19 protein-coding genes are annotated in these 20,107 nt (G+C 36.5%); 10 read left to right on the forward strand and 9 right to left on the reverse strand.

What is annotated here, in order from left to right; translation table 11 throughout:
* Positions 1-53: 53 nt before the first annotated feature.
* From mtnK to WAX74_RS16680, 6 genes are all read left to right on the forward strand, one after another.
* Entirely contained in the window at positions 54-1,241 is a 1,188-nt protein-coding gene (gene mtnK / locus WAX74_RS16655; protein WP_336498789.1) for an S-methyl-5-thioribose kinase, read from the forward strand.
* Positions 1,238-2,272, forward strand: a complete 1,035-nt coding sequence (mtnA, locus tag WAX74_RS16660; protein ID WP_336498790.1) for an S-methyl-5-thioribose-1-phosphate isomerase — start codon at positions 1,238-1,240, stop codon at positions 2,270-2,272. Before mtnK ends, mtnA begins: the two co-directional genes overlap by 4 nt.
* Positions 2,273-2,290: 18 nt before the next feature.
* Positions 2,291-3,370, forward strand: coding sequence for a sugar ABC transporter substrate-binding protein (locus tag WAX74_RS16665; protein ID WP_336498791.1), 1,080 nt, complete (start codon positions 2,291-2,293; stop codon positions 3,368-3,370).
* A 179-nt stretch (positions 3,371-3,549) separates the two neighbouring features.
* On the forward strand, positions 3,550-5,055 hold the full coding sequence (locus tag WAX74_RS16670; protein ID WP_336498792.1) for a sugar ABC transporter ATP-binding protein: 1,506 nt from the start codon (positions 3,550-3,552) through the stop codon (positions 5,053-5,055).
* A complete protein-coding gene (locus tag WAX74_RS16675; protein WP_336498793.1) occupies positions 5,030-6,049 on the forward strand; it encodes an ABC transporter permease in 1,020 nt (339 codons plus the stop codon). The genes WAX74_RS16670 and WAX74_RS16675 overlap by 26 nt, the downstream gene beginning before the upstream one ends.
* Before the next feature lie 131 nt (positions 6,050-6,180).
* Positions 6,181-7,341 (forward strand): MFS transporter, encoded by a 1,161-nt coding sequence (locus WAX74_RS16680; RefSeq protein WP_336498794.1) that lies wholly within the window; start codon positions 6,181-6,183, stop codon positions 7,339-7,341.
* Between the two features lie 511 nt (positions 7,342-7,852).
* Here the strand turns inward: WAX74_RS16680 and WAX74_RS16685 are convergent.
* From WAX74_RS16685 to WAX74_RS16695, 3 genes are read right to left on the reverse strand one after another with little or no spacing between them, the layout of a single operon-like run.
* Entirely contained in the window at positions 7,853-8,497 is a 645-nt protein-coding gene (locus WAX74_RS16685; protein ID WP_336498795.1) for a TetR/AcrR family transcriptional regulator, read from the reverse strand.
* Positions 8,498-8,521: 24 nt separating this feature from the next.
* Positions 8,522-9,622 carry an ABC transporter permease gene (locus WAX74_RS16690; protein WP_336498796.1) on the reverse strand — a complete coding sequence of 367 codons (1,101 nt, stop codon included), beginning with the start codon at positions 9,620-9,622 and terminating at the stop codon, positions 8,522-8,524.
* The gene (locus WAX74_RS16695) at positions 9,600-10,340 is read right to left on the reverse strand and encodes an ABC transporter ATP-binding protein (protein WP_336498797.1); all 741 of its coding nucleotides are present in this window, start codon (positions 10,338-10,340) and stop codon (positions 9,600-9,602) included. Before WAX74_RS16695 ends, WAX74_RS16690 begins: the two co-directional genes overlap by 23 nt.
* A gap of 133 nt (positions 10,341-10,473) precedes the next feature.
* Between WAX74_RS16695 and WAX74_RS16700 the strand changes: the two genes are divergently transcribed.
* Together WAX74_RS16700 and WAX74_RS16705 are read left to right on the forward strand one after the other, a co-directional pair.
* The gene (locus tag WAX74_RS16700) at positions 10,474-11,571 is read left to right on the forward strand and encodes a CapA family protein (RefSeq protein WP_336498798.1); all 1,098 of its coding nucleotides are present in this window, start codon (positions 10,474-10,476) and stop codon (positions 11,569-11,571) included.
* 12 nt (positions 11,572-11,583) lie between these two features.
* A complete protein-coding gene (locus WAX74_RS16705) occupies positions 11,584-12,189 on the forward strand; it encodes a class I SAM-dependent methyltransferase (RefSeq protein ID WP_336498799.1) in 606 nt (201 codons plus the stop codon).
* 157 nt (positions 12,190-12,346) lie between these two features.
* Here WAX74_RS16705 and WAX74_RS16710 read toward each other — a convergent pair whose 3' ends face one another.
* The 6 genes from WAX74_RS16710 to WAX74_RS16735 all read right to left on the reverse strand — a co-directional run bounded on the left by WAX74_RS16710 (position 12,347) and on the right by WAX74_RS16735 (position 18,723).
* Complete coding sequence (locus tag WAX74_RS16710; protein WP_336498800.1) at positions 12,347-12,826, reverse strand: SRPBCC family protein; 480 nt, start codon at positions 12,824-12,826, stop codon at positions 12,347-12,349.
* Positions 12,827-12,851: 25 nt separating this feature from the next.
* Positions 12,852-14,777 (reverse strand): translation factor GTPase family protein, encoded by a 1,926-nt coding sequence (locus WAX74_RS16715; RefSeq protein ID WP_336498801.1) that lies wholly within the window; start codon positions 14,775-14,777, stop codon positions 12,852-12,854.
* A gap of 502 nt (positions 14,778-15,279) precedes the next feature.
* Positions 15,280-16,164, reverse strand: coding sequence for a metal ABC transporter permease (locus WAX74_RS16720; protein ID WP_336498802.1), 885 nt, complete (start codon positions 16,162-16,164; stop codon positions 15,280-15,282).
* A complete protein-coding gene (locus WAX74_RS16725) occupies positions 16,157-17,050 on the reverse strand; it encodes a metal ABC transporter permease (RefSeq protein ID WP_336498803.1) in 894 nt (297 codons plus the stop codon). Before WAX74_RS16725 ends, WAX74_RS16720 begins: the two co-directional genes overlap by 8 nt.
* A 3-nt stretch (positions 17,051-17,053) precedes the next feature.
* Positions 17,054-17,788 (reverse strand): metal ABC transporter ATP-binding protein, encoded by a 735-nt coding sequence (locus WAX74_RS16730; protein WP_336498804.1) that lies wholly within the window; start codon positions 17,786-17,788, stop codon positions 17,054-17,056.
* Between the two features lie 11 nt (positions 17,789-17,799).
* Positions 17,800-18,723 (reverse strand): metal ABC transporter solute-binding protein, Zn/Mn family, encoded by a 924-nt coding sequence (locus WAX74_RS16735; RefSeq protein WP_336498805.1) that lies wholly within the window; start codon positions 18,721-18,723, stop codon positions 17,800-17,802.
* 255 nt (positions 18,724-18,978) lie between these two features.
* Here WAX74_RS16735 and WAX74_RS16740 point away from each other — a divergent pair, with 255 nt between their 5' ends.
* Together WAX74_RS16740 and WAX74_RS16745 are read left to right on the forward strand one after the other, a co-directional pair.
* Positions 18,979-19,155 carry a hypothetical protein gene (locus WAX74_RS16740; protein ID WP_336498806.1) on the forward strand — a complete coding sequence of 59 codons (177 nt, stop codon included), beginning with the start codon at positions 18,979-18,981 and terminating at the stop codon, positions 19,153-19,155.
* Positions 19,156-19,290: 135 nt separating this feature from the next.
* A complete protein-coding gene (locus WAX74_RS16745; RefSeq protein ID WP_336498807.1) occupies positions 19,291-20,097 on the forward strand; it encodes a serine hydrolase in 807 nt (268 codons plus the stop codon).
* Positions 20,098-20,107 lie beyond the last annotated feature (10 nt).

The raw sequence follows: 20,107 nt of genomic DNA on the forward strand, positions 1-20,107 counted from the left end.
GCCTCTTTCTTATGAAAGAGGCTTTTTATTTTGAAACGGAAAGGTAGAGAATAATGACGATAGCTATAGAGAAACAATATGAATCATTAACAGAAGAAGGGGCAGTTTTATATGCAAAAGAACTTAACTTCTTCCCACCAGATGCAGAGTTGGAGTGTCGGGAAATAGGTGACGGTAATCTGAATTATGTATTTTATATTAAGGAATTGAGTGGTGATAAAAGTCTTATTATTAAGCAGGCATTACCATATGCAAAAGTTGTTGGAGAAAGCTGGCCACTTACGTTAAAACGTGCAGCAATTGAAGCAAATGCCTTAAAAAAACATGCGGAGTTTGCTGCGGGTCTTGTTCCAACTGTTTATGCAATTGATGAAGTTCTAGCCATTACGGTAATGGAGGATTTATCCCATTTAAAAATTGCCCGTGAAGGGTTAATTGAACTTGAATCTTATCCAAACCTTTCAAAACACATTGGTAAATATCTTGCTCAAACGCTATTTCATACATCTGACTTTGGATTACATCCATTCGAAAAAAAGAAACTAGTTTCAGAGTTTTCGAATCCAGAGTTGTGTAAAATTACAGAAGATCTAATTTTCACGGATCCGTTTTTTGACAAAGAGACAAATGATTTTGAACCATTGTTGAGAGAAGCCGTAAAAGCTATTTGGAATAATGGCACATTAAAGCTTGAGGTTGCAAAATTAAAGAATAGCTTCATGACGGAAGCAGAGGCATTGCTTCACGGAGATTTGCATACAGGTAGTATCTTCGCTAGTGAAACAGAAACTAAAGTAATAGACCCAGAGTTTGCGTTCTATGGACCTATTGGCTTTGATGTCGGTTTGTTTTTAGCAAACTTAATCGTTCAAACTGTCACAAGAGAAAATGATAAGCGGGTTGTAATTCTCAACCATATCCAACAAACATGGGAAATTTTTTCTTCAGAGTTTTCGGAATTATGGAAAACTAGTAGTCACCCCTTTAAAGATACAGAAGGATATAAAGAATATATCTTAGATAAAATTTTCAGTGATACATTAGGCTTTGCTGGTTGTGAATTAATTAGACGCACAATTGGGTTAGCTCACGTAAAAGATTTGGACAGTATTGAAGATGATAACCAACGAATTAATTTCAAAAAGCAAACTTTACAAATAGGGGAAGCACTTATACTAAAACGCTATGAAATTTGTTCGATTGATGAAGTATTTGGATTATTAGAGAGGTTTCGCAAATGAGTATTCCATTATCAATAGAGTTGAACGATAAAGAATTTCGTATATTGGATCAGCAAAAATTACCTCACGTAGTTGAGTATTTAACACTAGAAACTTTGGAAGACGTATACGATGCCATAGTCACTCTCAAGGTAAGAGGGGCTCCGGCAATTGGTATTACCGCAGCATATGGATTAGCTAAAGCAGCTGAGAGGTATGAAACAAATATCTTAGAGGAATTTCATCTCCAGCTGAACAAGGATTTCTTGTATTTAGCTAATTCTAGACCAACAGCAGTCAATTTAGTTTGGGCTTTAGAACGTTTAAGAAGTTCTGTTGAAAATGCTGTAACAGTACAAGAGGCAAAGGTACTTTTGCTTGAGGAAGCTGTAAACATTCATCAAGAAGACGAAGCATCCTGTAGAAATATTGGCGAATATGCTTTGTCCTTGCTTGAAGATCAAACAAAAGTGATGACTATTTGTAATGCAGGTTCTATTGCAACCGCAAAATATGGTACCGCATTAGCCCCATTCCATCTTGGCAGTGAGAGAGGAAAAAAGTTTGAAGTATTCGCTTGTGAAACTAGACCTGTATTTCAAGGTTCACGCCTAACAGTATGGGAGCTTCAACAATCTGGAGTGGATGTCACACTTATAACAGACGGCATGGCTGCACATACAATCGGAGCAAAAGGTATAGAAGCAATTATCGTAGGAGCAGACCGCATAGCAGAAAACGGAGATACGGCCAATAAAATCGGAACACTTAACTTGGCTTTATTAGCAAAAGCTTTTAATATCCCATTTTATGTGGCAGCTCCTTCTTCCACTTTTGATTTGACCATCAAGAGCGGAAAAGAGATTCCTATTGAAGAACGTCCAGCGGAGGAAATTACGCACATTGCAGGAAAGCAGGTAGCACCACTCGATACAAAAGTATTTAATCCTGCATTCGATGTAACACCTGGCGAATACATTACAGCGATTATTACAGAAAAAGGAATTATTTATCCGGAATACACTAAAAATATTCCTAGTTTAATAAATTAAAGAAAAGGGAGAACAAACATGAAATCAAAAACAGCATGGCTATTATCCGTATTATTAGTAATTGGAATTATATTAACGGGGTGTCAACCAAAAGGGGATGCAAAGGAAGCAACAACTACACCTGCTAATTCAGAAGCATCCGATAATCCGCTATCAGGTAAGAAAATCGCATTGGTTATGCAACAAAACCTTGGTACTTTTTCTGCACAATACATTGAAGGTGTAAAGGAGCAAGTAGAGAAATTTGGTGGTACTGTAACAGTGTTTACTTCGGAAGGTGATTTAGCAAAAATGGCTTCCAATCTAGATGCAGCAGTAAACCAAGGTGTAGATGGGATTTTAATTGATCACGGTACAAAAGAAGCGTTAAATCAAGGAGTTCAAAATGCTGTTGATAAAGGAATACCAGTCGTAGCTTTTGATGCAGGTGTGGAAGTAGAAGGCATTACAGTGTTAGAGCAAGGCGATCAAAAGATGGCTGAAATGACATTAGAAAAATTAAAAAATGATGCTAATGGTGAAGCAAATATTGTGAAAATCTGGGTTGCAGGTTTTGCACCTATGGAAAGAAGACAAGTTGCTTATGAGCAATTCTTAAATGAAAATCCAGGAATTAAAGAAATCTCTACGTTTGGTGCGGCGACACAAAATACAGCCCTAGACACACAATCGCAAATGGAAGCAGTTTTAAAGCAATATCCAAATGAAGGAGAAATCACGGCAGTATGGGCAGCTTGGGACGAATTTGCAAAAGGTGCGGTACGTGCTATTGAGCAAGCAGGTAGAACAGATATTAAAGTTTACAGCATCGATATGAGCGACGAAGATTTACAAATGATCCAAAAAGACAATAGCCCATGGGTTGCATCAGCGGCCGTGGATCCAATGGACATAGGGCGTATTCAAGTGCGTTATTTATATCAAAAAATAAATGGTGAAACTCCAGAAGAAAAAGTTGTTTTAGAATCAGTATTCGTGGATGCTGAAAAGCTTCCAAAAGAAACAGTTACGACAAATGACTTACATGAATATATCGAAGGCTGGGGAGCAAGCGAACAAGGATACACAGAAGCTTTGAAAGAGTTAGAAAACCAATAACAACTATACAAAATGTAGCTGTCCTAAAAAAGTGGGCAGCTTCTTTTTAAGAAGGCTTAACTCAACCTGCGGAGGCTCATGCGAAACGTGCGGCATTCGCACATCCGATAAAATGCTTAAAAATAATTTTTAGGAATAACAAGGCGGCAGGTTACAGAGCCTTCAGAAAGGAGATTGTCATGGCTAATCCTTTTCTTTCTATGACTTCCATACGTAAATCATTTGGAAATGTGAGGGCGCTAGAAGAGGCCGAATTTCATCTTGCAAAAGGGGAAGTACATGCTTTACTTGGTGTTAATGGAGCAGGTAAAAGCACGCTCATTAAAATATTATCCGGCGTATATGAGCAGGATGAAGGTGAAATAATTCTAGAAGGTAAGAGTGTACGGCTTCGTTCACCGAAAGCAGCAAAGGAACATGGAATCTATTGTGTTTATCAAGAGGTAGATACAGCAATCGTTTCGGAATTATCGGTCGCTGAAAATATTATGCTGGATAAAATTGCTACAAATAATAATTTGTTTTTATCAACAACAAAGCTACATACAGAAGCTAAAAAAGCACTAAAGCATTTGCAAGTTGAAAACATTGCTGTCAATCAACCAGCATTTAATCTTACTTTAGCTGAAAAACAACTAGTTTTAATAGCACGAGCTCTTGTAAGCTCGGCAAAGATTATTATTTTTGATGAACCAACAGCCCCTTTGTCACTCCACGAATCCAAAAAGCTTTTTTCAGTAATTGATCATCTGAAATCACAAGGAGTCGGATGTATATTTATCTCACATCGTCTACCAGAAGTATTCGAAATTAGTGATCGAATTACCGTCATGCGGGATGGAAAGCTTGTAAAGGTTTTTAATACGGAAGCTGCGCAACCGGATGAGATTATAGAAGCAATGCTAGGCTCATCTTTTAATTTAGAGCATGTTGCAAGAAATTATCCTATCGGCGAAAAAATTCTACAAGTTACAGAATTATCGGATGGACAAAAATTAAAGAACCTTTCATTTACCGTCTCTGAAGGAGAGATTGTGGGTATTGTAGGACTTGTCGGAGCAGGAAAAACGGAGCTCGCTAAAGCATTATTTGGCTTGGGGTCATTAGTAAAAGGCAGAGTGAACCTTTCAGGAAAAGAATTAAAAGCGAAACATCCAGGAGAAGCCATTCGAGCAGGAATGGCACTAATTCCAGAGGAAAGAAGAAAAGAAGGTTTATTTGTACATGAGTCGTTACAAACGAATTCTTCCTTTCCAAATTTAAAGAAATTTTCACGACTTCTGTTTATGGATAAAAAAGCGGAACGTAGCTTTGCAAAGGACATCATCAATCGATTGCAAATCAAAACGGATCATACGGAAACGCCACTTGTTCATTTAAGCGGAGGAAATCAACAAAAAGTAGTAATTGGAAAATGGATGTCACGCAATTCTAACGTGTATTTATTTGATGAGCCAACAAAGGGCGTAGATATTGGGGCCAAAAAAGATATCTTTAGGCTAATTCGTGAACTTGCTGATAGTGGAAAGGGTTGTTTATATTTTTCGAGTGAGATTCAAGAAGCAATTGGTATTTCAGATCGTATTCTAGTTATGTATAACGGTCAAATCGTGAAGGAATTGTCACGTGAAGATGCGACCCAAGAAAGGATTTTGTTATATGCAAGCGGTGGAAAAGAAGAGTAAGTTCAAAGAAAGAGGAATTCAATTTCTATTTAAATATGGTGCAATTGCCTTACTTTTGATAATTATATTGTATTTTAGCTCTATAAGTAGTGCCTTTTTCACATATGGAAATTTCACAGATATATTACGTTCTATTTCAATTGTTACGCTCTTAGCACTAGGCGTTACCTTTACGTTGGTGGTTGGGGGTTTTGATTTATCTGTAGGTTCTACTATGTCTCTATCGACGGTCTTAACAGCTTCATTAATGGTGTGGTATGAGATGCCACTATGGCTTGTACTTATTTTACCTATTCTAATAGGAGTGCTAGTTGGATTGTTTAATAGTTTTCTTATTGTGGTTTTAGGAATTCCAGATTTACTTGCAACATTAAGTATGATGTATATAGTTGCAGGCTTTCACCGTACATATACGGAAGGATACTCAATATATAATAATATGCCTCTTACTTCTGGAGGGACGGCACCAGGGCAATTCTCCGAAGCATTTCTTTGGATCGGCCAAGGTAGAATGCTTGGATTACCAGTTCCCGTTTGGATCATGCTTATCCTAGTAATTATCGCTTATGTTGTACTAAACCATACTCGTTGGGGACGTGTTTTGTATATGACAGGTGGAAATGCAGAGGCTGCAACATTGTCAGGTGTGAACACCCGTAAAGTAAAATGTGCTGCATATGTAATTTCAGGTGTTTTTGCTTCTATGGCAGGTATATTGTTTACAGCACGTGTTGGTTCAGGTCAAATTGATGCGGGTTCACCTCTATTAATGGAAGCTGTAGCTGCTGTCTTTGTTGGATACTCTGTCCTTGGTGCTGGAAAACCAAACGCTATTGGAACATTTTTTGGAGCAGCCGTAATTGGAATCCTATTGAATGGATTAACGATACAAAACTTACCGTATTTTGCATTTGATATTATTAAGGGAGCCGTGCTTGTTTCAGCTCTGGCTGTAACTTATGTATACGCTAAAAAACGGTTCACCCAAACCTAAAAAATTTTGTGTCTCGAAGTACTTGTTTTCTTCCCGTGCAAGTATATAATTCAAGCATATCCTTTATTATTTATTGAATGGGCTGACAAAACTTGAGACCGTATAATGAAAAAATTAGTATTTACCATGGAATGGCATCTACTATTGCATTAAACTTTTCGAATAACTTTTTTCCAATATTTGCAATTACTATACTAGGTGCAACTAATTATCAAGTGGGATTAATAAGTTCGTTGCCTCCATTAATAGCGTTATTAATGACAATACCAGCAGCTATCTTATTAAATCGTGCAAGTGCTCAAAAGAAACTCGTAGCGATGTCTGTTTTACTTGCACGTTTAATGTTTTTGCTCATTGTACTAGTTGTTTATTTACCTTCAGATTCGTTACAAGCATGGGCATTTTTAGGTATTATCGCTTTTATCAGTGTTCCGAACACTGTAGCAAATGTAGGTTGGCAAACATTGATTAGTGGAATGATTGATGAATCGAGAAGAGGGCAGTTTTTTAGTGATCGAAATCGTCTATTAACGATGGTAGGTCTTATATCGACTTTAATTATTGGTGTTTTAATGAAAGATGCTTCCGAAAGCGTTACTGCCTATCAAATCCTTTTTGCGATAGCTTTTGGTTTCGGTTTGTTTGAAGTTTTTTTCTTATTAAAACAAGAAGAAGATATCGTACCTTCATCAGATGATCTAGTGAAAAAAAAGTCAATGGACTGGAGCATTTTTAAACTTACGAATTATGTTTGGTTTTTAGCTGCAGCTCTCTTTTTTAATTTTGCTTGGCAAATGGCATGGGGATTATTCAATATTTACAATGTCCGAGTAGCAGGAGCGACAATCTTTTGGATTAGTATGTTTTCAGTCGGTAGTATGCTCATGCAGTTTTTAACGTTTCCTTTATGGAAGAAGTGGGCGGATAAGTATTCAAATATGCAAGTTTTTATATGGGCAGCTATTGGAATGTCTACCACACCTTTTCTAACGACGTTATCTACTAACTTATATTATTTAACACTTATTCAAACGACTTCTGGATTCTTTTTATCTGGTACTGTTTTAATATTATTTAATTTATTGTTGGAGCAATCGCCCGAACAATATCGTACGTATTGCATTACAACTTACAATGTACTGCTTGCTTTCGTCGCATTCATTGCACCACAAATAGGTATTTGGCTTTTGAATGAATTAGGCATGGATGTAGCGATGTATATTAGTTCTAGCTTACGATTTTTAAGTGCTGGTGGTTTTTTATATGTGTTTTTACGAAGTAGAAAAGCGTAAGGTAACAAACTTACGCTTTAGACTATTAGTGCGTTAGTAAATCGGTAGCGGGGAAGCGCACGCTCTCCCACGGAAAGCGAGGCACTTGTTTTCTTCGACTAAAAAGGCACTTTCCAACTAAAAGCGGCGAAATTCCAAGTAAGGCGTTCATTTTTCCAACTAAACACCCCGAATTTCCAACTAAATCATTTCGTCGAGCATAAAGAAACTCCGGAACTCAGAAAATTTAACGATAGGCGCTTGTTTTCTATGTCTAAAAGGCACTTTCCAACTAAAAGCCCCGAAATTCCAACTAAAGTGTTGATATTTCCAACTAAACACTCCGAAATTCCAACTAAATCATTTCGTCGAGCATAATTAAGAGGGAATATATCTTTATATTTCCTTCTTAATTCATTTAAGTCTTCCAATTTTGATATGGAATGTTCTTTTCTTCGCATTCCTATGGCTATTATTAGGTTCTCAATAAGAAATGTGGGTGCTACCATTGAATGGAATTCCCAATAGGTTTTTATTTTTTCCCTATTCCATGTAGGATAAAATGTACAGTTCGCTCGGTTTCAATTTCGTCATCCCATTCACTCTCTGGGAAAAAGATGTAACGTGAAATTAAGTAACCAAATATACTACTAACGGCTAGTCTAGCAACGCTTGCGGGAGGCATATCGATTATTTGCCCCTTATCTTGATAATCTTGAATGACAACCAAAATCCGCTCGTATGTTTTTTTAGCTACTTGTTCAACAAATTGTTCTCTAAGTTCAGGTTGAAAAGGTATTTCTTGCATAATAATCTTGATAACTGGAAGGAGCTTTTTAAATACTTCTCTTCTGTTTTCTATGGTTGCTCTTAAAAAGTCTTCGGCATTTTCAAAAGGCTGATCTAATACTTTGTGAAAATCTTTTACAATAAATGGGCCAAATACCTTTGAAATTAGTGGAGTAACGATAGATACGAGCAACTCTTTTTTCGTTTTATAGTGTCGGAAAATGGTTCCTTCAGCGACTCCAGCCTTTTTGGCTATTTCACTAGTAGAAGTAGCTGCGTAACCTTTTTCCGAGAATGTATCTATTGCTGCAAGGAGTATTTTTTTTTGCTTATCTGTTAATTTTTCTTCTTCAAATAGTTGTTGTAACAATATTTCTTCTTCTACCATTGTTTACTCCTTTCCAGTAACGAACTAGATTTTTCGATATTTCTTTAGAGCAAATATATTTAACATGATAAAAATCAGTGCAAATCCTAACAATACAAAGAGATCATTTTTAATACTATCTATTCCCAATCCTTTGTACATAACGTCTACTAATGCATTTCCACCATAGTACATCGGCATAAATTTCGCAATAATTTGCATCCATTCTGCCATACCCTCTATAGGAAGGATTCCTGCAAAGAAAACTTGAGGAACAATCGCAATAGGTATAAACTGCATCATTTGAAATTCAGAGTTCGCAAAGGCTGATAATAGAATTCCAAGTAATAATGCAACAAGAGCAAGACATAAATTAATAAGAACAACATTCCAAAGAGAACCGACGATCATAATATCTAAAACCTTTACCGCATAAAAAACAACGATAAGGGTTTGAATGATGGCAAATAGGCCATAACCAATTAAATAGCCAAAAACTATATCCCTTCTTTGAATGGGAGTTGCCAATAAACGATCCAACGTACCTGTTGTTCGTTCACGCAATAATCCTATGCCTGAAATGAGAAAGACGAAGAAGAATACAAAGAAGCCAACCAGAATAGGACTTAACTGATCAAAAAAGGTTGTTTCACTATTTCCGTAAATATAAGAAGTATTTATTTCCGGAGTACTTAGTTGGTTCAAAGGAACATTTGGCAGTTTTTCTTGAAAATCTGCAAATACTTCGGTTAAATTATTTGCTTGTTTCTTTGCGTTTTCACTTGCGATGGCTTGAAACACTTTTGATTGTAAAACCTTCGATGTTGAAGGTTCATCATTAGTAAGTGTTAAATTTAGTTTATCCTCTTCTACTTGAAGAACTCCATCTAATTGATCCTTTTTAATAACTTGTTCTGTACTTTTCAGAATTTCATATGGAATAACTACAATTTCTTTGTCTTTTAATTGTTCGACTAAAGCTTCTTCCGCACCGTGTACGCCTAGGCGAGGATCTGTTGTATCAGCAGATAGTAAATAATGAAGTAAAGTTAAAATAACTAGAGGTGCAATCATCATTAAAGCGAGTGTTCGTTTATCTCGTATCATTTGGATACATATTCGTTTAATTAAGGCGATTGTTCTCATCTTTTTCACCTCCAGCTAGTAAAAATACCTCTTCAAGACTACTAATTTGATATTGGTTTTTCAGTTCTAATGGAGAACCGCTTGAAATTATTTCCCCATCTCTAACCATGGCTAGCTTGTCGCATTTTTCTGCTTCATCCATAACATGTGTTGTTATTAAAATTGTTTTACCTTCCATTTTTAGACGATTGATTTCCTCCCAAATGGACTTTCTAAGCTTAGGATCGATTCCAACAGTCGGCTCATCTAATATTAATAATTCTGGATCGTGTATTAGTGCAATAGCTAAAGATAGTCTTCGCTTCATTCCACCCGAATAGTTCTGAACTCTTTTAGATAACTGGTGAGTAAGACCAACTAAATCGGCTGCGTAAGCAATACGTTCTTTTTGAACTCCCTTGTTTAATTTGTAGAGGGATGCAAAAAAGGTGAGGTTTTCTCGACCTGTTAAGTCATTGTATAAAGCATCTGCTTGAGCCATATAGCCAATTTTCTGAGATAGATATAAATTAGGAACTGGTGTATTTAATACTTGGATTTCCCCATTGGTAGGTTGGTCCATACCAACAATCATTTTTACTAATGTAGTTTTCCCTGAACCAGAAGGACCGATTAAACCAAATATTTCTCCAGAATGAACTGAAATGCTTACTTTGTTTAATACCGTCTTTTTTCCGAAACTTTTACTTACTTGATTCAAAACAATAGTTGAAGTCATTTTCAAACCCCCTTGTTTTTCGAAGTGAGTAATCACTCACTTTTATTATAAACACTAGTAATAAAACGTCAATAGCATATGTTTCTAATAAAAGAATAAATATAAATTTGTATAACGATTATGAATACAGTAAATGATTAAAAGAGAGGTGGTTAACATTAAAATTCTAGTTTCATGTTTATTATTATTTGTTTCGGTCTTATCTTATTTTAATTTGCAAATTTCAGAACCATTCGATGAAGAGTTCCACGGGAAACAATTTTCGACATTTTACGTGGATTATGAAGAAAAAAGAGTAGAGATAGGGATGATAGGCGATATATTATTACACCTTCCACTATATAATTACGCTAGCTTTCTCCCATCATTTGAACCAATAAGAGAGGAATTGGAATCCATTGACTTTTTATTGGCTAACCAAGAATCCATTACGGCGGGCGTAGAATTTGGATTATCAGGGTATCCTAACTTTTCTAGTCCCCCACATATTATCAATGATCTTAAAACGGTTGGTGTAGATTTAGTATCAATGGCTAACAATCACACTTTGGATCAAAAAGAAGCGGGAGTATTAGCAGCTATAGACCAGATGAAAAAATATAAGATGCCTTATGTGGGTGCATTTGAATCGATCGAAGACTTACAAACGGATCGCATTTTTCAAGTTGATGATATCAATTTGGGATGTCTAAATTATACGTATGGTACAAATGGCCACGTAACCCCTGTTGGTAAGGATTATTTGGTAAATCGAATAGATAAAGAGCAAATCACCAAGGATATTCAATTGTTGAGGAAGAAAGTTGATATACTAATAGTAAGTATTCATTGGGGGGATGAGTACCAGCTCGAACCGAACGATAAACAAAAAGAGCTTGCACAAGTAATGGCAGATGCAGGGGTGGATATTGTTTTTGGGCACCATCCACATGTTATTCAGCCATATGAAGTTATAAAGGCGAGCGATGGTCATGAAACTCATGTATTTTATTCACTTGGTAACTTTTTTTCTGGACAAAAGATGGAGAATACAAATATAGGTGGAATTGCAAAACTAGAGGTCTTGGAGAAAAGTATAAATGGCAAGAAAATATATTCTATTGAAAATCCTATTTTTGTATCTACTGCGGTTGTAAAGGGTGATCCCTATAAAATTAATCTACTTAAAAATATAGAGAGTCAGGTAGGTAAGACGGATATGTGGGTGCAGCAGCATGTATTTGGTAACTAAAGGAGGTAGTAGATGAAGGAACAAGATCATGATCGGCTACTACGTATTAAAACAGAAGGAATTCGAGAATGGCAGTATCAGTCTGCTCATTATAATCGTTATGAAGCAACTCCATATTTGGCTTTGGAAGTTCTTTTTGACGAGTATACATGTAAGTCTTCAGATAAATTTGTAGATTTCGGTTGTGGGAAGGGAAGATTTCCTTTTTACATACATCACCATCTCCATGTGTCGGTGACAGGTGTTGAAATGAGTGGACAATTATTTCAAGTGGCAATGGAAAACTTAGCAAGATATTTGGAACGTACAAAGCCTTCCAGGTCCACTATTCAATTTGAACATCTTCTTGCTGAGGAGTACAAGGTGGATTTGGAGGAAAATCGTTTTTATTTCTTCAATCCTTTTTCCATTCAAATTTTCCAAAAAGTAATTGATAATATTCTTCTTTCTGTGGAGAATTATCCTAGAGCAGTGGATATTATCTTATATTACCCAACTTCAGAATACATACAGTTTCTCGAGTTACAAACTCCGTTTGAGCTACTAAAAGAAATAAGGGTTCCTGAATTGTACGAGCAAAATAGCGATGAACGGTTTATTATTTTTCGTTATGAATAAAAGGTCCCTGAGAAAGAGCCAACTCTTCTCCAAACCGGTTTAATCACTTTAACTTTTCTATTTAAATCTATCCTATTTTAAAAAATGGAGACAACTCGTTTTTTACAAGTTTGTCTCCATTCTCAAGCACCAAATAGATAGATGGTGATTAGAATAACTATTCTATAATTTCATCTAGAAGCTCTTTATATTTCACATACCATTCTTTCCATTGATTTTCTCTTGATTCAACTGTTCGCCCATCCAATAGTGCTTCTATAACATCAAGACAAACGTGCCATCCTGCTAAATCTTTTGTAGTTTGCTCTGTAAAAGAGGAGAGTGTCTGTATAAAAATTAACTGACATCCTACTTCATCACGAGATAATTCAAATCTAGCGATATCCGCATCCCACTCAAAAGCTAGAACTTTCAATGGTTCATAATCTAAAATTTTCATGTCGATAAAGGTGCCATCTTGCATATCGAATTTGATCAATCCACCTTTACGTAAATCCACTACTTCTAGTTCTGTGAACCATTGTTGTAACTTCTCATTATCCGTCAGCATAGCCCAGACATCTTCTACTGAATGTTGGAAATGACGTTCGTATCGTACAGTATAGATTCCATTTTCTTTTTGAACAGTTGCAATCATCGTTAGTTCCTCCTTAGGTTTTAAGTTAGAGACAGTGCATTGCTTCTTCTGCTTCATGCCATGGCACTTTATAACCTGTGCCTTTTGCGCAGAAAATAGAAGTAGATGTGTATTCAGGGTCTGCCTCTTTATTATAGCCAATTTTCTCAATAACTTCTTCCGTGTTATGACAACGGTCATACCCGCCAAATAGTAAATTAAGCGTTCCTTTACCATGTGTAAAAGAAGCAAAGGTTGTACTATATTTCATAAAAGTAGCAACGGGTACTCGTCCTTTTACAATTACTTTGTCTCCAATATTCTCTGGAGTTTCAAAGGTTCCGTGAGCTTGCTGAATATCCGATAAGACGCGTCCGATAAGATCCATATTTACTTTTAATTTATAGTCATAAAATGGCTCGAGTAGGACATTTTCTGCTTTCTCTAAGCCTTGTCGAAGTGCTCGGAAAGTTGCTTCTCTAAAGTCGCCGCCATGAGTATGTTCGTTGTGTCCGCGCCCGGTGAGTAATGTAATTTGGACATCTGTTAATGCAGAACCGGTTAATAACCCATGATGATCGCGTTCTAACAAATGATGCCTCACTAAGTTTTGATTGCCGATGGATAAGTCATTGGTATGACATACATTTTTAAAGGAAATACCGCTATTTCTTGTGGCCGGTTCGATTAATAAATGTACCTCCGCATAATGTTTTAAAGGCTCAAAGTGTCCATAACCTCGTACCGGGAAATCAATTGTTTCTTTATAAAGAATTCTAGGTTCTCCAAATGTAACTTGGAAATGAAAGCGTTCCTGTACTATTTGTTCGAGTACTTCCAGCTGAATAACACCCATCACATGCACATGAATTTCTTGAAAATGTTCATCCCAATAAACACGTAAAGATGGGTCTTCTGCATCTAATAGTTTAAAGCAACGTTGCACTTCTTTGATGTGGATGGTAGGATCAAATATAACTTTTGATTTTAGTGTTGGCACCATATTGAATTCTACTCTATTATTGGTTCCACCAATTCCATCGCCAATGAAAGCAGATGTAATGCCAGTTACTGCAACTAGTTCACCAGCAACAGCTTGATCAATCGTTTGAAACTTATTTCCACTATATACACGAATTTGTGTGATTTTCTCTGTTAGCTCCCCGTAATTCACTTCATCTCGAATTTTTAGGTTACCACTTAATAGTTTTAGAAAGGTGACTCGATTACCACTTTCATCATGGCGGATTTTATATACTTGTGCTGCAAAATCATCCTCTGAATTATAGGAAGTCTCCGTTAAAACATCTAGCATATCTAAAAATTCGATAATTCCTATATCCTTCAATGCTGAACCGCTGGCACAGGCAAAGATTTTATTTTCTTGAATCATTGTTTTCATTTTCTTTAGCCATAGTTCTTGCTCGAAACCAGTGTCCATGTATTTTTCTAAGAGTTCTTCATCGCGCTCGGCAATGAACTCGATTAACTCTTCGTCGAATAGATTTGTTAAATGACATACATCTTCGGAAAAGTTATTACGTATCTCTTCTAAAACAGCAGCTGCATTTGTTCCTTCATAATCTGTTTTATTTATAAAGAAAAAGGTTGGTACTCGGTGTTTACGAAGTAGCTGCCAAACTGTTTCCGTATGACCTTCTACTCCGTCAACTGCACTAATCAAAATAATTGCGTAGTCCATCACTTGTATAGCGCGCTCCATTTCAGGGGAGAAATCGACATGTCCTGGAGTATCAATAATGTAATAAGTAGAATCTTTATAGGAAAAGATGCCTTGATCGGCAAAAATAGTGATTCCTCTATTTTTTTCTATAGTATGACTGTCGAGAAAGGAGTCTTGATGATCAACACGACCTCTTTGTCTAATTGTTTTAGTATGATAAAGCAGTTGCTCAGAAAAAGTTGTTTTGCCAGCATCTACATGTGCAAGAATTCCAATTGTTTTGTGCATAAATGTCACCTCTTTTCATTTCGAATGAATGCTTTTATTATATCAAACGATATAGGAAAGAGCAGAGGGTGGTCATCTTGAGTTACTTGCAACTTAGAGAGTAGAACCATGGATGTGCGCTTGTCGCACACTCCCGCATGATGGTTATAGGATTATTCTTCTCCTCATGCGGCGTGAGTGTAAGGAGCGCATTGTGAAGATTATAAGTAAGAATCTTTCTAATAGAGTATCAAGAAGCTCCCGAAATTCCATCTTCGGGAGCTTACAAATTTAATAGGAAAGCTTCTATTCATTAATTATCCAATAAGCCTTGAACCTGTTTCCTAAAGTTGTAGGAGGGCGAAGGACAGACAAACGCCATAAAATTACCGAGAAAAAGAGGAGGCTCGTGACGTAGTCACGAGCCTCCTCTAAAAAAAACACGGTAATAATATAGTTTAAGTCTATCCAAAGCACTCTGGAAACTTTTGAAACCAGGTCTTAGGGGTGCTCTTGCGTTTTTTTATAGGGCACTTTTAGAAGCATTCAGCTTCAAACGTTTAAGTGTTTTCCATACAAATCCATCATGCGGCATGAATAGGAACACAATCATAAATAATATTCCTATCATTGACGCCATCATTCCTGCAATGGATGTATTCCATAGTTTGGCAAGGTAGTATCCCGTTATTGCTGCGGTAACCCCTAAGGCCATGCTCCATAAAATCATCCCCCGAACACTTTTACTTAACAAATAGGCGGTCGCTGCAGGTCCGATTAGCATCGCTACAACAAGAACTGCCCCGACGCTATCAAAAGCCGCAACAGTTGTTAAGGAAACAAGGGTCATGTAAGAATAATGCATAATCATAATCGGTAAACCGATTGTTAAAGCAAAAACTGGATCAAAAGTAGTAAGTTTAATCTCTTTGTAAAAAAATACGAGAAATAATATATTCAAGATAAGTACAATGGATAGCATCCAAACAGCTTTAGGCATTGTAAAACCTAAAATGCTCCAAGTATCCCAAGGGACAAATGCAATTTCCCCCATTAATACATGCTCCACATCCAAGTGGACGTTTCCAGCAAACAATGTAATAAACAAAACTCCTAATGCAAATAAAGAGGTAAATACTACCCCTATTGCAGCATCCTCTTGTAATCCTCCAGATTGTAGCACTTGCACAAGATAAGTAGTAAGCAGCCCTGCGATTGCTGCACCGAGTAGCATCCAAAATCCATTGAGTGATTGGGTAATCATAAATGCAATCACAATGCCGAATAACACGGTGTGGCTAATGGCGTCGGCAATCATCGCCGTTTTGCGTAAGATTAAAAAAACTCCCGTTAATCCACATGTAATACCAACCATTGCTCCAGTTAGCAACACCCAAAACTCATTCATGTTCCATCGCCTCCCGTGTTACTGGCCGTTGTTTAAATGCTTTCTTTTTACGTGATTTAGAGAGTAAACCTCTGGTTGGCGCGAAAAAATAAGAAATTAAAAATAGAAAGGAAGCACTTAAAACGATGATCGGACCTGTCGATAAACCTGTTCGCAAAGAGCTGATCAATGTTCCTAAAGCACCTGATAGAGCTCCAAAGAAAGCGCTTGTCACAAGGATAATTCCTAGATGACTGGACCAAAATCTAGCTGCGGCAGCAGGTATGATGAGCATTGCAGCCATTAAAATAACTCCAACCGCTTGAATACCCGTCACAATGGTTAGTACAGTAAGTGCTGTTAGTAAAATTCGTAAACGTTCAACAGGTAAACCGATGCCCTTTGCAAACACAGGATCAAAAATCATTAACTTCCATTCTTTAAAAAACAACAAACACATGAATATGATTAAGAGGGCACTTCCAGACAACCAAATTAGGTCACTTTTAGCCATCGTTGCAGCCTTACCGAAAATAAAATCATTCAAACCACTTTGATTTCCTGCGCCACTCTGATTTACAAGTGTAATTAACACAATACCAATTCCAAAAAACACAGACAGTACAAGCCCTATAGCAGCATCTGCTTTTAACTTAGATTGACTTACAATCCATTGAATCGTATAAACAGCTATTGCAGAGGTAATAGCAGCCCCTAACATTAGAATAGGTAAATCCTTTTGTTGAAGAATCAAATAGGCGATAGCAATGCCGGGAAGTGCAGCATGTGCCGCTGCGTCTCCAACTAAACTTTGCTTTTGAAGAAAGGCGAAGGTTCCATTTAAACCAGCAGCAATTCCAAGTAATATAGCTCCTGCAAGTACCCAAAGTAAGTTTCCAGTAATCATTGTTTAATCACCTCTCTGATCCATAAAAAACAATTTTCCACCATAGGCATCCTGCAAGTTATCTTTTGTAAAAGTTTGTTCTGTTGGACCTGATGCAATAATGGATTGATTTAATAAAACAATCCAATCAAAGTATTCAGGTGCAGTTTGCAGGTCATGATGTACGACAAATACTGATTTTCCTTGAGATTTTAGATCTTTTAAAATGGCTATGATGGTTCGCTCTGTTGCAGCATCAACCCCTACAAACGGTTCATCCATAAAGTAAACATCTGCTTGTTGGGCGAGTGCCCGAGCTAAAAATACACGTTGCTGCTGCCCGCCGGATAGTTGACCTATTGATTTATCAGCAAAAGCTTCCATTCCAACGTTTTTTAAGCAGTCCATCGCAATTTGCTTATCCTTTGAGGAGGGTTTTTTTATCATACCAATATGTCCGTAGCGTCCCATGAGTACTACGTCTAGTGCATTGGTTGGAAAATCCCAGTCGACGGCATTTCTTTGTGGAACATATCCAACTGTAAGATTCTTTGGGTTAAGGGCACGTTCTAAAATATGAATAGAACCTTTTTTATTTGGTAATTGATTTAATATAGCTTTAATTAATGTTGATTTTCCAGCACCATTTGGTCCGATAATGCCAGTTAAACGACCGACTGGAACTGTTAAACTTACATCTTTTAATACAATTTTCTCTTCATAGGCAACAGATAAGTTATTTACTTGTAATGCGTTCATTTTACTCACTCCTATTTTAGGGAATCGACAATCGTATTGACATTATGTTTGTACATTCCAATATAAGTACCTTCTTCTGTACCTTCAGCACCCATCGCATCTGAGAAAAGCTCGCCACCAATTTGTATGGAGTGACCTTTTTCCTTTGCCCCTTCAATAACTGCTTTCATTGCTTTATCAGAAACACTTGATTCGATGAAAACTGCTTTAATATTTTGATCAACAAGAAAATCTACAATGTTTTGAATATCCTTTATGCCATATTCAGAATCTGTACTCAAGCCCTGTAAACCTCTTACTTCCATTCCATGACTTCTTCCAAAATAGTTAAATGCATCATGTGCTGTTACAAGAACTCGTTGCTTTTCTGGAATTTCACTAATACGTTGGTCAGTCCAAACAGATAAATCGTTTAATTTTTGGAAGTATACTTTTTCATTTTTTAAAAATTCATCTTGGCTATTGGGTATTTCTACGACAAGAGTCTTTGTAATTTCTTTAACAGCTAGTTGCCAAACTTCTACATCAAACCAAATATGTGGATCAGAGAGTTCAGGGTGCAGTTCGTTACGCAAAACTTTATCTTTTGGAAGAGCATCTCCAATGGCGTGAACCGTTTTTTCTACTTTCATTTTTTCAAAAATATCGCTCATTTTTCCTTCAAGCTCTAAACCGTTATAAAAAATAATGTCGGCTTCTTCTAAGGTTTGTAAATCACCTTGAGTTGCCTTGTAAAGATGGGGGTCGACTCCAGGACCCATCAAGGACTTTACGATGACGTGATCTCCTGCTATTTCCTTTACAGCATCCGCAATTTGTCCTGTAGTCGTAACAACTAAGGGCTTATGCTCTTTTCCCATACTTTCATCCGTTTTGTTACTACAGCCTGCAATAAATAAAACAGCAGTAAAAATTAATAATATCCACTTCTTCAAAACCACCACTCCTCTTTCCTTTACTCCAATTTATTTCCTGAAGGAAACTTTTAGAATAAAAAAATTTATTTTTTTCATTCGGACTAATATTTTTCCTAAAGGAAACTTTTATTCAATAGGTTAACATTTCATTTTCATATTGTCAAAGTACTTTATGTAAACTTAATAAAAAAGGTGACATCAAAATTTGGACGATTATTTTTTTATAATGCTATACTGAAGGGACAATTAAAGTAAGGTGAGGAGGTAACAACTATGCAATATTCAAAAACAAAGATGGAGCAGTTGGTGAAACATAGTGCAGAGCTTTCAAAACGTTTAAAAGAGGTCATGAAAGAGCATGACTTAGAAAAGAGTTTTGCGTTAAAAGCTTTGTATCATTCCGAAGTTAAAGATGGCGGAAAATATCAAAGGGATTATCAGGATTTATAATTATGCGTGCCAATGATCGTTGAATTGGCACGTTTTTTAATTAAACTTTTAAGTTTGTTAACTATTCAGAATATATCATATTAATAGACTATAATCGTTTATAATAGAGAAAGAGAAATTAGAATAAGGGGAGAAATGATGAAAACACTTGTTAGTAAAATCCACGATATGATTGGCCAGTCAAAAGGTATATGGGCAATTGTTTTAGAGGACTTGAACTTTGGAGAGAAATGGGAACTAAATGGAGATGAACTTTTTTACGCAGCAAGTGTTATAAAAGTACCTATAATGGCTGCGGTCTTCAATGCTGTTGAACGTGGGGAATTTTCTCTTTCAGATCAAATTGTTCTAAAAGAAGAAGACTATGTAGGTGGTTCCGGAGTCTTACAACACTTTACGACGGGTACTGCACTTTCCATTCAAGATATAATAATGCTAATGATTATTCAAAGTGATAATACAGCAACGAATATACTGATAGATCTTGTTGGATTTGATAGTGTTGTGCAGTCGATGAATGAAGTAGGGATGGAGAAAAGTACATTTTACAACAAATTAATGATGAACAATCCTAATCCAAAAGGTTTTAATCAAATTTCCGCTAATGATATAGCTATGCTCTTAAAGCAGATGGCTATAGGAGAATTAGTAAGTGCTAAAGCTAGTGAACAAATGATTAATATAATGAAAAAGCAACAAATAAAAGATTGTTTACCAGAAAGGCTACCTTCTCCTTATTCGAATTTTAATAATGGAATGAACGCTTGGGAGTTAGCTCATAAAACAGGTTGGATCCCTGGTAATCGTCATGATGTTGGTATCTTTTTCGTCGGTGACAGAAAACTAATTGCTACTGTTTTATCGAAGGAAGAAGACGATTTAGTATCCAAGAGAATCCTCTCCGAAATAGGAGAAGCGATATACAATTATTTAAGTAACTGAAAGGAGTACA

The organism is Psychrobacillus mangrovi, assembly GCF_037104765.1.
Lineage (GTDB): Bacteria > Bacillota > Bacilli > Bacillales_A > Planococcaceae > Psychrobacillus > Psychrobacillus mangrovi.

Excerpts from the sequence above, each read along its gene's own strand:
- WAX74_RS16675 (WP_336498793.1), top strand. The coding sequence starts at position 5,030 with ATGCAAGCGGTGGAAAAGAAGAGTAAGTTCAAAGAAAGAGGAATTCAA.
- WAX74_RS16700 (WP_336498798.1), top strand. The coding sequence starts at position 10,474 with ATGATTAAAAGAGAGGTGGTTAACATTAAAATTCTAGTTTCATGTTTA.
- WAX74_RS16670 (WP_336498792.1), top strand. The coding sequence starts at position 3,550 with ATGGCTAATCCTTTTCTTTCTATGACTTCCATACGTAAATCATTTGGA.
- WAX74_RS16745 (WP_336498807.1), top strand. The coding sequence starts at position 19,291 with ATGATGAAAACACTTGTTAGTAAAATCCACGATATGATTGGCCAGTCA.
- WAX74_RS16710 (WP_336498800.1), bottom strand. The coding sequence starts at position 12,826 with ATGATTGCAACTGTTCAAAAAGAAAATGGAATCTATACTGTACGATAC.
- WAX74_RS16720 (WP_336498802.1), bottom strand. The coding sequence starts at position 16,164 with ATGAATGAGTTTTGGGTGTTGCTAACTGGAGCAATGGTTGGTATTACA.
- WAX74_RS16695 (WP_336498797.1), bottom strand. The coding sequence starts at position 10,340 with ATGACTTCAACTATTGTTTTGAATCAAGTAAGTAAAAGTTTCGGAAAA.
- WAX74_RS16740 (WP_336498806.1), top strand. The coding sequence starts at position 18,979 with ATGCAATATTCAAAAACAAAGATGGAGCAGTTGGTGAAACATAGTGCA.
- mtnK (WP_336498789.1), top strand. The coding sequence starts at position 54 with ATGACGATAGCTATAGAGAAACAATATGAATCATTAACAGAAGAAGGG.
- WAX74_RS16715 (WP_336498801.1), bottom strand. The coding sequence starts at position 14,777 with ATGCACAAAACAATTGGAATTCTTGCACATGTAGATGCTGGCAAAACA.
- WAX74_RS16690 (WP_336498796.1), bottom strand. The coding sequence starts at position 9,622 with ATGAGAACAATCGCCTTAATTAAACGAATATGTATCCAAATGATACGA.
- mtnA (WP_336498790.1), top strand. The coding sequence starts at position 1,238 with ATGAGTATTCCATTATCAATAGAGTTGAACGATAAAGAATTTCGTATA.
- WAX74_RS16685 (WP_336498795.1), bottom strand. The coding sequence starts at position 8,497 with ATGGTAGAAGAAGAAATATTGTTACAACAACTATTTGAAGAAGAAAAA.
- WAX74_RS16725 (WP_336498803.1), bottom strand. The coding sequence starts at position 17,050 with ATGATTACTGGAAACTTACTTTGGGTACTTGCAGGAGCTATATTACTT.
- WAX74_RS16665 (WP_336498791.1), top strand. The coding sequence starts at position 2,291 with ATGAAATCAAAAACAGCATGGCTATTATCCGTATTATTAGTAATTGGA.
- WAX74_RS16730 (WP_336498804.1), bottom strand. The coding sequence starts at position 17,788 with ATGAACGCATTACAAGTAAATAACTTATCTGTTGCCTATGAAGAGAAA.
- WAX74_RS16680 (WP_336498794.1), top strand. The coding sequence starts at position 6,181 with ATGGCATCTACTATTGCATTAAACTTTTCGAATAACTTTTTTCCAATA.
- WAX74_RS16705 (WP_336498799.1), top strand. The coding sequence starts at position 11,584 with ATGAAGGAACAAGATCATGATCGGCTACTACGTATTAAAACAGAAGGA.